Origin of the sequence: Clostridium pacaense, assembly GCF_020709765.2 — a bacterium.
GTDB lineage: Bacteria > Bacillota > Clostridia > Lachnospirales > Lachnospiraceae > Enterocloster > Enterocloster hominis.
Genome location: NZ_JAJFEB020000023.1, coordinates 69537 through 84270, shown reverse-complemented (window position 1 = coordinate 84270; position 14734 = coordinate 69537). Strand labels below are relative to the sequence as shown.

Here is a 14734-nt window from a genome sequence, read left to right as displayed (position 1 = left end):
ACTGAGCCCTGTCCAATACAGGATTCAATCCTCATTAGTTGCGTAACCATCAATTTTTGTCTAACTTTTTGGGGTCAGATCAGAACTGCCTGTACCCATTATACGAAATGATAAACTGGCTGTAAAGGTCGCAAACAGAAAATTGCTCTTGTCCATCACGCAAATTTATAGTAGACTTTAGCTATCAAAATTCAACGGAGATAACGTGTATGAGCAAGCAATTTCAGAATACCATTAATATCCTTTTCGTCTGCCACGGCAACATCTTGAAAAATCCCGGAAAAGCCAGTAAAATCAATGGCTTCACGACAGAGAAAGGCGCTTACCACACCACTACTACGCCATTTGAATTTAGGTCAGAGCCTTGATGTGACAAGTAAAAATTTAAAAAGAGTACTTTTTGTATTAGTGTGGAATTTTGACAGATATTTTGTTGTGATATGAATTGGGTAGACGGTTTCTACCCAATTGTGGCAGGAAGTATGTTATATGGAAAGTGTTCTGTTATAATAAAATAAAGTAACAGGAGAAATGTAATGGATGATAAAAAAGAGATTGTGCTATTTGAAACGAAAGATAAAAGAATTTTTTTACCAGTATCAATAGAAAACGATACAGTATGGCTTAGCGCTAATCAAATGTCACTTTTATTTGAACGTGATGAAAAAACAATAAGAAAACATATAAATAATGTCTTCACAGATGAAGAGTTGGACAAAGAGAACAACACGCAAAAATTGCGTGTTGATGGAGTAAAACAACCAGTTCCGTTTTATACTTTAGATGTCATTATCTCTGTTGGTTATCGTGTAAAGTCTAAACGCGGTGTTGAATTCCGGCGTTGGGCAAATTCTATTTTAAAAGAGTACATAATCAAAGGTTATGCTGTGAATCATAATCGTATGAATCAGTTAAATGAGGTAATACGTGTTATGAAAAGAGCAGAAAATAGTCTTGATACAAAACAAGTGTTGACAGTTGTTGAAAAATATAGTCAGGCACTGGAACTTTTAGATGCGTATGATCATCAGAATATGAGCCGCCCAACAGGAAACAAGGCAATCTATGTCTTGACTTATGAAGAATGCAGAGATGTAATTAGCAGTATGAAATTTGGCGACAGCAGTTCTCTTTTTGGAAATGAAAAAGATGATTCTTTTAAGGGGAGCATTGGAGCAATTTATCAAAGCTTTTCCGGTGAAGATGTGTATCCAACGCTTGAAGAAAAAGCTGCAAATCTTCTATACTTTGTAACGAAAAATCACAGCTTTTCCGACGGTAATAAAAGAATAGCAGCCACAATATTTCTTTACTTTTTGGACAAAAATAATGTGCTATTCAAAAATGGAGAAAAATTGATAGATGACCACACTCTTGTGGCTCTTACAATTATGATTGCAGAATCCAACCCAGAGGAGAAAGAAATGATGGTAAGCGTGATTATGAATTGTATACAAGGGTAAGACTGAACCACGATCAGCATTGAGAAGTGATTTGAATATCACTTTTACTACACCATTCCCCTGTGAATTTGCGTAGATTTACAAAGATTAGCGTAGGTTTGGAGCAAAACACGAAACATGAAAAAAGCGCCGGACAGCCCGTAATATCAAGGTTTGAAGGCTTATGAAGGGATATAATCAAGATGATAAAAATACTATTTATCTGCCATGGCAACATATGCAGAAGCCCCATGGCCCTCTACTATTTCCAGGACCTGGTCCACAAAAAAGGACTGGAGGACATGTTTTTCCTCGATTCAGCCGCCACCTCTACAGAGGAGATTGGAAACAGCGCCCACCGGGGCACCCGGGAAAAACTGCGCCAGGCAGGCATCAGCTGTCAGGGCCATCAGGCCAAACAGATGAAACCCAGGGACTATGGGACATTTGATTATCTGATTGGAATGGATGACTGGAACATCCGCAACATAACACGCATCACCGGAGGCGACCCGGATAACAAAATCCATAAATTACTGGAATTTGCCGGCAGCCGCAGGGATGTGGCGGACCCCTGGTATACAGGTGATTTTGAAACCACCTGGAATGACATCACCACTGGATGCAATGCACTTCTGGAAAAAATACTGCGCAGCCCGAATCAGTGGAAATAAACGGTCAGACACGCATCAGGAGGATACGGAGTGAAATCCCAAACGCCGCCTCTGCCGGTACCTCTTTGCATGAACGGCAGGCTGTCTATCTCCCGCCATCCATAAAGTATCCACACCTGAGCGTTTTCCCATCCGTCCGCAATATGACTGCGCCGCCGTATCCTGTCTCCATCACAGGGATACGGCATTTTTTCATCCGTTCCATCACTTCAGGGGACGGATGACCATAAGAATTGCCTCTTCCATATGAGACAAGCGCCAGGTCCGGATTCAAATAGTCCAGGAATTCCTCGCCAGAGGACGTATTGGAACCATGATGGGCCATTTTCAGCACCTGCACATGGCTTAGATGTTCCTGCTGAAGGCTTCCCTCCTTTTCTGCCAGTTTCAGCATTCCCTTTTCCTGTTCCGTCCCCATATCCCCGGTAAAAAGCATATGGAAGCCTTTATAATCCGCACACAGTACCAGTGAATGGGCATTGCGGTCATCTGCCGGCGGCGGTTCTCCCCCTGCATACAGACAGGTCAGATAAAGGCCGCCTGCCTGTATACAATCCGACGGCGCCAGGTAGAATACTTTTCCTCCCGCAGCCTCCGCTGCCTGCTCCAATTCATCATATATCTCCTGCCCCCGGCCAGGCATGGGAAGTATCAGGTTCCTGACCCTGATGTCCTCTGAGTGTTCCATAAGATACAGCAGACCGCTTATATGGTCACTATCCCCATGGCTCACCACAGCAAAATCAACCGTATCCACGCCCATACTTTTAAGACATGGTTCCAGTGTTTTCTCCCCCAGGCTTTTGTAACTGCTGCTTCCACCGTCTACCAGTATGGTAAATGCTTCCGTACGCATCACGATTCCGTCTCCCTGCCCCACATCCAGCATTATTACCTCTAACCCCTTTCCCGGTACAGGAAGCAGGATTAAAAAGAAAAGGCCATACAGACATGCAGTTACCGCTATAGGGAACCTGGATATATGGTACCTGCACTTTCCACCACCAACCTTGTCCCTATTGCTATTGTTTACGCCATCTTTTATTCTATCGTCTGTGCCATCCCTTACGTTACCTACTATTCCATCCCTTCTCCCCTCATTTTTGCCATCCATTATACCATCATCCATCCCATCCCCATGTTCCTCGCCCCCCAGCCGCCGGATCCCATACAGCGCCCCGGCCATCCCGGCTCCATACAGGATTATCTGAATCCAGGACGGCCTCCCCATCACAAGACAGTATCCTGGCAGGCGTTCCGCCTGCCTGCACAGCCACTCATAAAAACACAGCACATAGTGCCCTGCCCCGACTGCGATGATTCCTCCCTTCAGCCAGAAACTTCCCAGAAAGATTCCCAGAATCCCCGAATACATGAGTATGGCTATAAGCGGTATCACCAGAAGATTCATGAAAATGCCGTACAAGGGATGCTGGTAATAATGGTAAAGCACCACAGGCGTTATGACAATCTGGACGCACAGGCTCATCAGGATTGTGTTCCTCCATCCTTTTTCCATATGAAAACCAGACCTGAGCCAGCCGCCCAGACCCCCGATGGCAGATACCGCGCCAAAAGACAGCTGGAAACCGCTGGAAAACAGCAGATACGGGGATTTCCACAAAAGGATGATTGCTGCAAGCCCCAGGGCGGACAAAGTATCGTAACTTCTTCCCCCATACGCTGCCAGCCACAGACACATGGTCATGATTACAGCCCGGATGGCAGAGCCGGAACTTCCTGTCATGATTCCATAGCTTATGATGAACGTCGCCCCCATCATCCCGGCACGGCCAAAGCCCAGCCCCAGACGGCGCATGATAAGATAGATTCCTCCCCCTATAATGACCAGGTGCTGGCCGCTGACCGCCAAAAGATGGGAAATCCCATGACGCTGGTACATGGAGCGCACCTCCGGTTCCATGCCGGATGTGTCCCCGAGAAGTACTGCCTTGAACACTGCGCTGTCCTGTGCCGGGCAGATTCTGTCAAGTATCCCGGCGCATCCTGATTTGAACTTCATAAGAAAGGTCTGGTAAGGAATGTACTCTTCTCCTGTGACCTTTAATTGCTCCCCAAACATCCTGCATGCAGCGCCTTTGGAACGGTAATACCTGCGAAAATCAAATTCTCCTGGGTTCCTGGGCCTCTCTATTGCCTCCAGCTTGCCTCTTATCTCAACCGCCATCCCGGGAAACAGACGCGGCAGCCCGCCATCCCCTTCATCTTTCACATAAACAATCACCCGGTCATATTCCCTGCCAACCTTCCCCACCCGGGCCTTGACCGCCTCCAGTACAAGGGATAAACTGCCTTCCCCAGGTTCTGCCTTCCCTACCGTTCCCTGAACAACGGCCCTGGCGCCTGCAAATTCCCCGGCTGATACTTCTTCACGGTCCAGCCTGTCCCTTTCCCATGCACCTCTGGCATACCCGGCACACCCTCCGGCTGCCAGCACAAAAAAGAGCAGAAGCGCTGTTTTTCCAGCACTGCTGCCCTGTCTTTTTCCGCCGGATGGTGGGAACAACATCCGGTATGACCACACCCCAAAAAGCCCTGCGGCGGCATACAGCCACCACAAAAGCCCCTGGGACACCGCTTTTTGACCTTGCAGGGCAAGCACCTCTCCAAGTACAAAACCAGCTGCCAATACAATAAGCGGCCTTTTCATATTAAGTTTTTCCTTTCAATTCAGTTTCAAACGCACCACGCGGCGGGAATGGATCCGCAGCATTCCCTACTGCGCGCCTTCGATATACTCCTGGCTTCTCTCAAAGGCGGTATTGAGGGAAATCACATCCCTGAACATCACATTCTGCGAACCGTTCACCAGAATCTGTACCTTGGTCACCGATGTCATCTCTGAAAGGGAATCCACAATGGAATAGATAGGCACATATTCACTGACCGGAAGCGTGGTTGCAAGGAATGCCGAGTCAAAGTTGATATAGCACACATTGTCCGTCACGGACAGGCTCAGTATCTTGCAGTCCGCCGGAAGGGTGGGGTAATGGCCCTCCTGTCCTGGCCCTGCAATGAGCTGCTCCACAATGAGCTGTTCCAGGGAGGTGTTGATATTATGGACCACCTCACGTTTTTCCTCCACCAGGCTGGCGCCGGCTTCATCTGCAAAATAAAGGGTCAGCTCCGTCTTCTCGTATGCATTTACATTGCTGGTATTCATGATGAAATCACCGGATGTCAGTACCCCCACCGGATTGCCCTGGCGGTCCATCAGCGGCTGGTCCCCGCAGTATATGCTGATATAGTCAACCCCCTGGATCTGGGTCATCATTCTGGTCAGGGCTGCCCGGCAGAGTATTTCCCGTTCAGGCTTCATGGCCGTGTAGTTCACATCAAAATACAGGTACAGGACCTGCTCTTCCTGACGGCTTCCCTGAAATGTCACCTTATCCGTGATACCTGGCTGACAGTCCAGATCCTTGGGAACATGGATGAACTGGTCCATCAGTTCCGCCACAAGGGCCTCCTGATCGGTTGAAACAGCCTCATATGACCTGGGTACCAGCTTTGTAATCGCTGAATTCAGGTAATAAACCAGGTAGGTGCCTTCCTCCGGCGCAGCCATAGGTGTCTCATCCCTGCTGCAGCCCATGAACGCCCATGAAGACATGATTAAAAATACCCAAAACAGAAGCATTTTCCTTAATCCCGTCCTGATCATGACTTCACCTCCTGTCTCGGCACATAGGTCAGGGGAACCCTCATGCTGAAGGTAGTGCCCTCTCCAGGCGTGCTTTCCACATCGATAATGCCATGATGCATCTGGATTACATTCTTGGCAATGGCAAGGCCCAGTCCGGTGCCTCCCACCTCCCTGGAACGCGCTTTATCCACACGGAAAAAGCGTTCGAATATATGCTCCAGGGCGTCCTCCGGTATACCGATTCCCGTATCCGCCACCTTCACATAAAAATACTTGTGGTCCGCGTCCAGCGTGACCCTTACCATACCGGAATCCCGGTTATATTTGATGGCATTTTCCACAAGGTTCGTGATGGCAAGGGATATCTTCACCTTATCCACATCCGCCGTCACCTCGCGTATGCTTTCCAGCACAAGTTCCACGTTCCCCCGCTTTGCAATGGGACGCAGGCGTTTTAGTATAAGCTCCAGTTCCGCGTTGATATTCACCTGCCCGATATTCATCTGGCTTTCTGCCGACTTATCCATCTTCACCAGCATCAGGAGATCCTCAATGATCTGGTTCTCCCGGTCTATCTCATCGGATATGTCAGTCATGAATTCGCGGTACAATTCAACCGGAGCCTCCTCCATCCCCATCAGGGAATCCGCAAGCACGCGGATGGAGGTAATGGGCGTCTTCAGCTCATGGGACACATTGGATACAAACTCCTGTCTGGACTGGTCCACTGCCTTCAGCTTGCTCAGGGATTTCTGCACGGAAAGGGATAACTGCCTTGTCTCCCTGTAGGTATCCTCAGAGATATCCGCGTCCAGGTCTCCCTGGGCCACCCGGTCAAAGGACATCTGCAGTTTCTTAAAGGGCCGCATGATGATATGGACCGCAGCCGCTGCCAGCACGGCCAGCACCAGACACATGCATACCAGGAACAGGTTGGATTTGCCCATGGCCTTGTCTGTCAGGGACAGGATATTCTCCGTGGAGGCGGTGACCACAATCACTCCGTTAATGCTCTTTTCATTGGCCGGGTCATATATGGGTATGGTCTGGGCCAGATACTGCATGTCCCTGTTATAATGGCTGCTGTTCTCCCCTTTAAAGCACTTGATGACTTCCTCTGAAATATAATACTTGCCGGTTGCCAGGTTAAAGGTATCCGTGACCACACGGAAGTTGGTATTCACAATGACAATCCTTCCATTATATACATCTGCAATGGCCTGCATCTGGCTGTCCAATCCCGTGGCGTTCTTCTTCTCCGCAGTCATGTAGCCGGACCTGGTCATCTTATTACTCAGGATGACGCACTGGTTCTGTATCTCTATGGTCCTGGCGTCCAGCTGTCCCTGGTTAAAAGACCCCAACATGACAGCGGCCTGAAGGAACAGGGGCAGGATGGCCACTGCAATCACAAGTCCGGCCAGCGGCACCTTTATGCTCATGCCATAGGTACGAAGTCTATCCATGAATTTTTCCTTGGGCAATTACTCCAGCTCCTTTAACTTTTTGGTACAGGCAACTGCAAGGGCTCCCGGCCCGATATGACAGCCAATGCTCAGTGAAAGAGGGGCCGCAAACACCGGCGCCAGGGGATACAGTTCCTTTACCGTTTCCGCCAGTTCCTCCGCCGCTTCCTCATTGCAGGTATGGGCAATCTGAAGATAGGTATGCCCTGCGTCCTTGTCGCCCAAACGCTCCTCCAGGTCATGAGCCAGGGCCGTCAGCATGGTCTGCCTCGCCTGTTTCATGGTCCTTGCCTTTGAAAATGCATCCAGCTTCTCCCCTTCTATGGTCAGCACCGGCTTAATTTTCAACAAGGTGCCAAGGGCAGCAGCCGCAGGCGTGATCCTGCCTCCCTTCTTCAGGTACTTAAGGGTATCCACCGTAATATAGATGATGCTGTTAAACCTGGTTGCTTCCAATATATCCTTTATCTCTTCTGCACAGTATCCTTTTGCCGCCAGGTCCCTGGCATCCAGGGCAGACTGGCGCTGGGTTACGGAAATGCGCTGGTTATTCACCACCTGCACCCTTCCATCGTAATCCTCTGCCAGCATAAGGGCGGTCTGGCAGGAGCCGCTGAGCCCGCTGGACATGGGAATATAGACAACCTGGTCATATTCCTCCAAAAGGGAGTCCCAGCATTCCAGAACGTCCTTGGGGGATGGCTGTGAGGTGGTGATGTCAGCCCCTTCCTCCATCTTTTTGTAAAACTCCTCATGACTTAAGTCAATTCCCTCATAATAAACAGTCCCGTCAATCATAAAAGGCATGGGGAGGACGGATACCCCCAGTTCCTTTGCCTCATCCTGCGTAATCCCGCTGTTGCTGTCAGCAACAATAGCTATCTTCATATAATGAATTCTCCTTAAAATCTCCTCTATGCAATTCCCTGGTTCAAACGGTTGGCTGTTGTATACAGCTGATAGTACATCCCCTTTTTGGAGAGAAGTTCCTCATGGTTCCCCTCCTCCACAATCCTGCTGCCGGACAGCACAAGAATCCTGTCCGCCCCCTGTATGGTGGTAAGACGGTGTGCTATGGTAATGGTCGTACGGCCCTTGGCCAGCTTCTCCAGGGACTGGGACACCAGGTATTCACTTTCATTGTCAAGGGCCGAGGTTGCCTCGTCCAGGATCAGGATGGCCGGGTTCTTAAGGAATACCCTGGCAATACTGATGCGCTGCTTCTGTCCTCCTGACAGCTTAACACCGCGCTCACCCACATAGGTGTCATACCCGTCCTGAAGCTCTGATATGAATTCATGGGCGCCAGCCAGCTTGGCTGCCTCCACCACTTCCTGCCTGGTTGCCCCCGGCCGTCCATAGCTGATATTCTCAAAAACAGACCCTGAAAACAGATATACATCCTGCTGGACCACACCGATGTTGGAGCGCAGGCTTTTCAGGGTTACGCCCCGGATATCATGTCCGTCAATGGAAATGCTCCCTGTTGTGGTATCATAAAACCTGGGCAGAAGGTTGCAGAGCGTTGTCTTGCCGCCTCCCGAAGGCCCCACAAGCGCAATGCGCTCCCCGGGCTTCACAAGCAGGTTGATGTCTTCCAAAACCGGCACATGGTCGTCCGGATACTCAAAGCTTACATGGTCAAAGGTAATGGCGCCTTTGATTCCTTCCAGGTTCCCGGCATCCTTCCTGTCCCTGATATCCGGCACAACGTCCATGATTTCCTGGAAACGTTCAATCCCTGTCATTCCTCTCTGGAACTGCTCGGCAAATTCAATGATCCTGCGGATGGTGGTCAGCAGGGTGGTCACATACATGGTATAAGCCACGAGATCCCCCGGCTCCACCTTACCCTGTATCATGAAAATGCCCCCGGCCACAATGACAACCACATACATCAGCCCGTCAAAGGACCTGGTTGTAATCTGGAACGCAGCCATGTAACGGTAGGTGTATTTCTTAATATTCATGAAGGCTTCATTGCCTTTTCCAAACTTCTCAATCTCCACCGGCTCGTTGGCAAATGCCCTGACCACCCGGTTGCCAAGAAGGGTATCCTCAATCTGGGCATTAAGCTCGCCAATCTGGTTGCGCTGCCTGCGGAATGCCTCCTTCACCTTCATGTTGAACCATGTGCAGGACACAATCATAACCGGTATCAGTACAAATATCAGCAAGGTAAGTTCCAGGTTAATGCCTGAAAGTATGATGAATGAAACCACTGTCTTCAGGGCCGCGATAAAAAACTCCTCAGGACAGTGGTGGGCGAATTCCGTGACATCAAAAAGGTCGCTGGTTATACGGGACATGATCTGCCCCACCTTCGTGTTGCTGTAATAGCTGTCCGAAAGCATCTGAAGATGTTCAAATGCATCCTGACGCATGTCCGTCTCAATATACACGCCCATCACATGGCCGGTGTAAGCCATATAGTAAGCCGCCAGGGAATCAATGATACGCAGGACCAGGTAAAGCATTCCTATCCTTACCACAATCCCTGTGGTCAGGGCCGCCAGGTCCTGCATCCCCTGATTGGTGATATAGCGCAGCATCAGAGGCAGCACCAGCTCCCCCAGTGTGGTCAGGGCCGCGCACACCAGGTCGAAAATCAAGATTTTTTTATACTTTCCATAATAGGGAAGAAAACTCCTAAGCAGTTTCCCTGTCCTCATGCCTTTTTTTCCACTCACAATCACATTACTCCTGTTAAATCATTTTCAGCAAATCACTATCATCCATTCTATCCTATTTCCCATAAAAATGGAAGGGCTATTTTGCCTTCAGCTCTTCATATATCCTGCGTATGTTCTCTATAAGTTCCGGGTGGATGAAATCCTTCTGGTAGACCATGTCAATCTGCCGGACCATGGTAGAATTCTCAATGGGGATGATGGACAGGCGGCCGCTTGCCAGTTCCTCACGGCACGCGCTTTTTGCGATGATTGTTATCCCCAGGTCCATGCTGACCAGTTCCTTAATCATGGACACATTATCCAGTTCCATCATAACATTAAATTCAGAGAGGCTCAGGTTCCTGGCCCCAAGATGCTTTTCAAACAGCTGCCGGGTACCCGCGCTCTGGCTTCTTAAGATCAGCTTCTCATGGCGGATTTCACGGATGGAGACAGTCTTGGCCCTGGCCAGCCTGTGGATAGGGGATACGGCCAGGCACAGGTAATCCGTATCCAGGGTGGTGGTCACCAGGGCCGCGTCCGGCACAGCGCCCTCCACCACGGCAAAGTCAAGCTCATATGCCTTGAGCCGGGTATAAATTTTTTGAATGGTATTCACACCGATATTTATATGGATGCCCGGGTTCTCGTTGCAGAGCGTGGCCAGTACCTGGGGGATGATGGTCTCCCCTGCCGTGGGGGTAATCCCCACGTTCAGGTGTCTGGTCTCCGATTTGCTGTCCTCGATGGCCTGGCATGCATTGGCATACACAGCTGCAGCCCTGCGTGCATACTGCACCAGAATCTTGCCCTGAGGTGTCAGTTTCAGCTTGTTTTTATCCCTATAAAAGATTTTTATGTCGAATTCATTCTCTAGCATCCGTATCTGATGGCTTACCGCGGGCTGGGTCAGATTCAGCTTTTCTGCTGCTTTTGTATAGCTTCCTGTCTCGATGACGGACAGCAGGGTTTTCACCTTTGCATCGAACACGATACCATCTCCTTCATAATATAAATAAATTTTATATACCAGTTAATTAATATCATTTGATTTTATCACCAAATGCTACTATAATCAAGCAAAACAAAAAAGGAACAGGGTAATTCCTTATGCCCTGTCCGCAGAAAGGAGTGTTCCATATGGCACTGTTTTTATCAAATCTGGGAGCAGCAGGAATCATACTCAGTATCGCAATCATGCTGGCATCCGGCTTTCTGCTTACACGCATCACAAAGAGGCTTCACCTGCCCAACGTTACGGGTTATATTATTGCAGGAGTCATCATCGGGCCATGGTGCCTGAATCTGGTTCCTTCTGAATATATTGGCCAGATGGATTTTGTCACGGACCTGGCCCTGGCCTTCATCGCCTTTGGGGTGGGCAAATACTTCAAGCTCTCATCCCTGAAAGCCAACGGAAAGAACATGGTCGTACTGACCCTGTTTGAATCCCTGACAGCAGGCGTGTTCATCACCACTGCCATGCTGCTTTTAGGCCTGTCCCTGTCCTTCAGCCTGCTCCTTGGGGCCATTGGCTGCGCCACCGCTCCGGCCTCCACCATCATGACCATCCGCCAGTACAAGGCAAAGGGTCCGTTCATCGACACCATCCTACAGGTGGTTGCCCTGGACGACGCAGTGGCCCTGGTGGCTTTCAGCGTCTGCGCTGCCTTTGTGCAGGCCAACTCCGGAACCGGTTCTGTCACGGTATCACAGATTGCATTGCCCGTGCTGTTCAATGTGGCCGCCCTGGCCATTGGCGCTGTATCCGGCATCGTGCTCAGCAGGCTCATACACAAACGGCGCAGCAAGGACCACAGCCTTGTCCTGGCCTGTGTCACCATCATGGGCGTGGCCGGCATATGCACCTCCATGAACGTGTCCCCCCTCCTGGCCTGCATGGCCTCTGGCACGGCATATGTCAATGCCAGCGGCAACAAACATCTGTTTAAGCAGCTGAACCAGTTTACGCCTCCGCTGCTGGTGATGTTCTTCGTGCTTTCCGGCATGCGGCTGGCCATCCCCAGCCTGGCTGCTGCCGGCGTCATCGGGGTCATCTATTTCCTGGTGCGGATTGCAGGCAAATACGCAGGCTCCAGCATGGGTGCCGCCATCATCCACGCATCACCGGAAATCCGCCGTTACTTCGGCCTGGCCCTGATTCCCCAGGCAGGCGTTTCCATTGGCCTGGCTGTCCTGGGCCAGCGCATGCTGCCAACTGAAAGCGGGCTCATGCTGTCCACCATCATCCTGTCCAGCGGCCTGCTCTATGAAATGGTAGGCCCGGCCTGTTCCAAGGCAGCGATTAAGCTGTCAGGAAGTATACCGGAGAAGGAGAAGGCAGCGGAGAAAATGGGAGAGGAAACAGGGAAAAACAGCAAGAGTCAGACAGATGAGACGGTATCGGCCCAGGCCAGACATGCGGTTGTTTAGGCGGGCGGTTGGTTCGATAGGCGGTTGGTTCGATAGACGGTTGGTTCGATAGACGGTTGTCTAGACGGGCTTCGGTATTTTAAACTTTGATATCCCATCCACGTAATGAACGCACCCTCAGAAATAGTCCGACTTCTGAGGGTGTTTCTTTGGCTCTTAATCCAGTTATTCTATTGTTGACACCTAAGGGTAACTGGCGCCTGAGGCACATTTACACCTAAAGGGCATTGACACCTAAGGGGCACAGGCGCCTGAGAGACATTTATACCTAAAGGGCATTGACACTTGAGAGGCACTGACACCTGAGAGGCATTGACACTTGAGAGGCATTGACACCTGAGAGGCACTGACACCTGAGAGGCACTGACACCTGAGAGGCACTGACACCTGAGAGGCACTGACACTTGAGAGGCACTGACACTTTATGGAACAGTCCCCTGTCAATCAGCCAGCATTTTCCAGATTGACCGTATACATCTCTCCGTAAAGTCTGCATCATCCTGATTCGCAGCATGTTCCGGCCTGAAATACCAGCTCATGAAATCATCTGGCCCTGCCGGGAATTTTTCGTAATCCCATGCCCCGTCATCCGTATAAATAACCCCATTGGTCAGCTTTGCCAGAGCGGCTGCCAGAAATCCATAGGACAAGGTGATTATGGCCGGCTGTCCCGCACTTCTCCTGAATACCCAGTGATATCCTACCCTCAAATTATCATGGATGATCTTGCTGTGTTTCCTAAAATTATCATTCATAGCCAATTCTTCTTTTAAAAATCCAATGTCCAAGTCCGTATGCCTGCAGTAATAGGCATCGGTCCCTCCGGGAACATCCTTAACAAAAAACCAGGCATAGGCAGTTTCATCCCATACCACTTTATCTTCAGGCTGAACCGTTTTTTTATCATGTCCGTTTATCAGATGCAGTTCGGCGTTCATTCGGATACTTTTATTAATATGTATGCTTTTCAGGTAGCATTCCAGCGCCATTTCCGTATGGGACAGAAGTTCTGAAAAAGAAGGGATGTATGTATCTGCAGGATACACTTCAAATGTTGTGCTCATATCCGGCCTTCTTCCTGAGGAAGGCACGGCAGGGCAGTTTTCTCCCCATTTTCCAACTGTATCACTATGGTTCCATCGTTTTCCAACACCACATCCTCCACCCATGTATCTCCAGCCCTATACCACTCCTTCCACTGTCCACATCTTTTATCATACCCATACGGTGTAAATGGTTCATTTAAATAATAAACAATGACTCCGCATCCAGCCATTACACAGCATTCCTCTTTTGGGGATATGATTACTTTTCCTACGTCCCCATAAAAGTCTCCAATGGTCACGGTTCGTTCCGGGTGTTTCATTTTCAAAAGAACCGTCTCATACTCCCTATACACCTCATAATGCATACTTTCTGCAATTTTATGCATCGCCTGTCCCTCCTTAATCTGCACAATCCCTATCCCTGCTTCTTCAAATTCCAGAGAATGGTGTCTGTCATGATTTTAACCGCATTCTCCGGATAGTTCATGTCATCATATGGAACTGAATATATTTCGTTTTCTCCTAAAAAGAACCGTAAAACATATCTATTTTGATTGCCGTATATCTGATTACAAATCCAATTACTTTTTCTCAAAAACCTATCCGTCATCTTACTTCTGGGAACTATCCACTTCTCACGAAAATACTCTATTGCCAAAGTATCATATTCCTTTGGGAACTCCGGCGTAAATGTATCCTTTTTATTCACTGCATAATGATAGAGTCCATTCTTTTTAAACATTTCGCCTTCAATGACAGCCAGCTCACAAGCTTCTTCCAATAATTTACCATCGAAATATTCCGTTTGGCTGCTCCCTCCCTGCTTGAGGGTCATCCCCAGTATCCTGGGATCAATACCGCACCATCTGCTTCTGTAACCAAAATTCCAATCCAAAAACAGCCCATCGCCAAAAGCAAAGCAGCCGTTCCCATGAAGTCTGTATGTGGTACCACCGATGATGAACACAGTTTTACGCACTTTGCCCCTGTATTCAAAGAAATCCCATTTCGTTCTTAATTTTAGGTTTTCCTGCCTGTTTATTCCTTCCAGTAGTTTGCAGCATACTTCCTCTACTTTGGCTATATATTCATCAATCATTGATTTTATTTTATCATCCATAGAATCATCCTATACTAACTGCTGTATCATCAGTGACCCATTCTTTTTTGATGTCTCCATGCTTCTGGTTAAGCGGCAGTTCAGACAAGCATATTTTATAAATCAAGTATATCATAGAAGTCAAATGATAGAATCAACTTTAATAACCGCTGATTTTAAAAGTGATACCATACCGATGATAACAAAAAAACGACCAGGCAATACCTGACCGTCT

General features: G+C 48.9%; 12 protein-coding genes. 3 read left to right on the top strand and 9 right to left on the bottom strand.

What is annotated here, in order from left to right:
• The first annotated feature begins 536 nt into the window (after positions 1–536).
• Together LK536_RS54355 and LK536_RS54350 are read left to right on the top strand one after the other, a co-directional pair.
• Entirely contained in the window at positions 537–1463 is a 927-nt protein-coding gene (locus tag LK536_RS54355) for a type II toxin-antitoxin system death-on-curing family toxin (protein ID WP_025482698.1), read from the top strand.
• Positions 1464–1645: 182 nt separating this feature from the next.
• The gene (locus tag LK536_RS54350) at positions 1646–2116 is read left to right on the top strand and encodes a low molecular weight protein-tyrosine-phosphatase (RefSeq protein WP_227796698.1); all 471 of its coding nucleotides are present in this window, start codon (positions 1646–1648) and stop codon (positions 2114–2116) included.
• Positions 2117–2201: 85 nt separating this feature from the next.
• Here LK536_RS54350 and LK536_RS54345 read toward each other — a convergent pair whose 3' ends face one another.
• The 6 genes from LK536_RS54345 to LK536_RS54320 all read right to left on the bottom strand — a co-directional run bounded on the left by LK536_RS54345 (position 2202) and on the right by LK536_RS54320 (position 10912).
• The gene (locus LK536_RS54345) at positions 2202–4787 is read right to left on the bottom strand and encodes a ComEC/Rec2 family competence protein (RefSeq protein WP_227796697.1); all 2586 of its coding nucleotides are present in this window, start codon (positions 4785–4787) and stop codon (positions 2202–2204) included.
• Between the two features lie 66 nt (positions 4788–4853).
• A complete protein-coding gene (locus LK536_RS54340) occupies positions 4854–5801 on the bottom strand; it encodes a GerMN domain-containing protein (protein ID WP_331472250.1) in 948 nt (315 codons plus the stop codon).
• Positions 5798–7249 (bottom strand): sensor histidine kinase, encoded by a 1452-nt coding sequence (locus tag LK536_RS54335; protein ID WP_008722683.1) that lies wholly within the window; start codon positions 7247–7249, stop codon positions 5798–5800. Before LK536_RS54335 ends, LK536_RS54340 begins: the two co-directional genes overlap by 4 nt.
• Before the next feature lie 18 nt (positions 7250–7267).
• The gene (locus LK536_RS54330; RefSeq protein ID WP_227796696.1) at positions 7268–8137 is read right to left on the bottom strand and encodes a DegV family protein; all 870 of its coding nucleotides are present in this window, start codon (positions 8135–8137) and stop codon (positions 7268–7270) included.
• Between the two features lie 26 nt (positions 8138–8163).
• On the bottom strand, positions 8164–9939 hold the full coding sequence (locus tag LK536_RS54325) for an ABC transporter ATP-binding protein (protein WP_227796695.1): 1776 nt from the start codon (positions 9937–9939) through the stop codon (positions 8164–8166).
• A 79-nt stretch (positions 9940–10018) separates the two neighbouring features.
• A complete protein-coding gene (locus LK536_RS54320; RefSeq protein ID WP_008722678.1) occupies positions 10019–10912 on the bottom strand; it encodes a LysR substrate-binding domain-containing protein in 894 nt (297 codons plus the stop codon).
• 149 nt (positions 10913–11061) lie between these two features.
• Between LK536_RS54320 and LK536_RS54315 the strand changes: the two genes are divergently transcribed.
• Positions 11062–12354, top strand: a complete 1293-nt coding sequence (locus LK536_RS54315) for a cation:proton antiporter (protein WP_227796694.1) — start codon at positions 11062–11064, stop codon at positions 12352–12354.
• 440 nt (positions 12355–12794) lie between these two features.
• On the opposite strand, the gene LK536_RS54310 is transcribed toward LK536_RS54315, so the two are convergent.
• Genes LK536_RS54310 through LK536_RS54300 form a run of 3 tightly spaced genes read right to left on the bottom strand, consistent with a single transcriptional unit; the run spans position 12795 to position 14520 of the window.
• The gene (locus tag LK536_RS54310) at positions 12795–13418 is read right to left on the bottom strand and encodes a hypothetical protein (RefSeq protein ID WP_227796693.1); all 624 of its coding nucleotides are present in this window, start codon (positions 13416–13418) and stop codon (positions 12795–12797) included.
• The gene (locus LK536_RS54305) at positions 13415–13810 is read right to left on the bottom strand and encodes a hypothetical protein (protein WP_227796692.1); all 396 of its coding nucleotides are present in this window, start codon (positions 13808–13810) and stop codon (positions 13415–13417) included. The genes LK536_RS54310 and LK536_RS54305 overlap by 4 nt, the downstream gene beginning before the upstream one ends.
• Before the next feature lie 5 nt (positions 13811–13815).
• A complete protein-coding gene (locus tag LK536_RS54300; protein ID WP_227796691.1) occupies positions 13816–14520 on the bottom strand; it encodes a DUF6896 domain-containing protein in 705 nt (234 codons plus the stop codon).
• Between the last annotated feature and the right edge of the window lie 214 nt (positions 14521–14734).

What these genes read in the sequence shown, in the direction of transcription:
- LK536_RS54345 (WP_227796697.1), bottom strand. Translation starts at nt 4,787, where the DNA reads ATGAAAAGGCCGCTTATTGTATTGGCAGCTGGTTTTGTACTTGGAGAG.
- LK536_RS54335 (WP_008722683.1), bottom strand. Translation starts at nt 7,249, where the DNA reads ATGGATAGACTTCGTACCTATGGCATGAGCATAAAGGTGCCGCTGGCC.
- LK536_RS54330 (WP_227796696.1), bottom strand. Translation starts at nt 8,137, where the DNA reads ATGAAGATAGCTATTGTTGCTGACAGCAACAGCGGGATTACGCAGGAT.
- LK536_RS54355 (WP_025482698.1), top strand. Translation starts at nt 537, where the DNA reads ATGGATGATAAAAAAGAGATTGTGCTATTTGAAACGAAAGATAAAAGA.
- LK536_RS54310 (WP_227796693.1), bottom strand. Translation starts at nt 13,418, where the DNA reads ATGAGCACAACATTTGAAGTGTATCCTGCAGATACATACATCCCTTCT.
- LK536_RS54315 (WP_227796694.1), top strand. Translation starts at nt 11,062, where the DNA reads ATGGCACTGTTTTTATCAAATCTGGGAGCAGCAGGAATCATACTCAGT.
- LK536_RS54350 (WP_227796698.1), top strand. Translation starts at nt 1,646, where the DNA reads ATGATAAAAATACTATTTATCTGCCATGGCAACATATGCAGAAGCCCC.
- LK536_RS54340 (WP_331472250.1), bottom strand. Translation starts at nt 5,801, where the DNA reads ATGATCAGGACGGGATTAAGGAAAATGCTTCTGTTTTGGGTATTTTTA.
- LK536_RS54300 (WP_227796691.1), bottom strand. Translation starts at nt 14,520, where the DNA reads ATGGATGATAAAATAAAATCAATGATTGATGAATATATAGCCAAAGTA.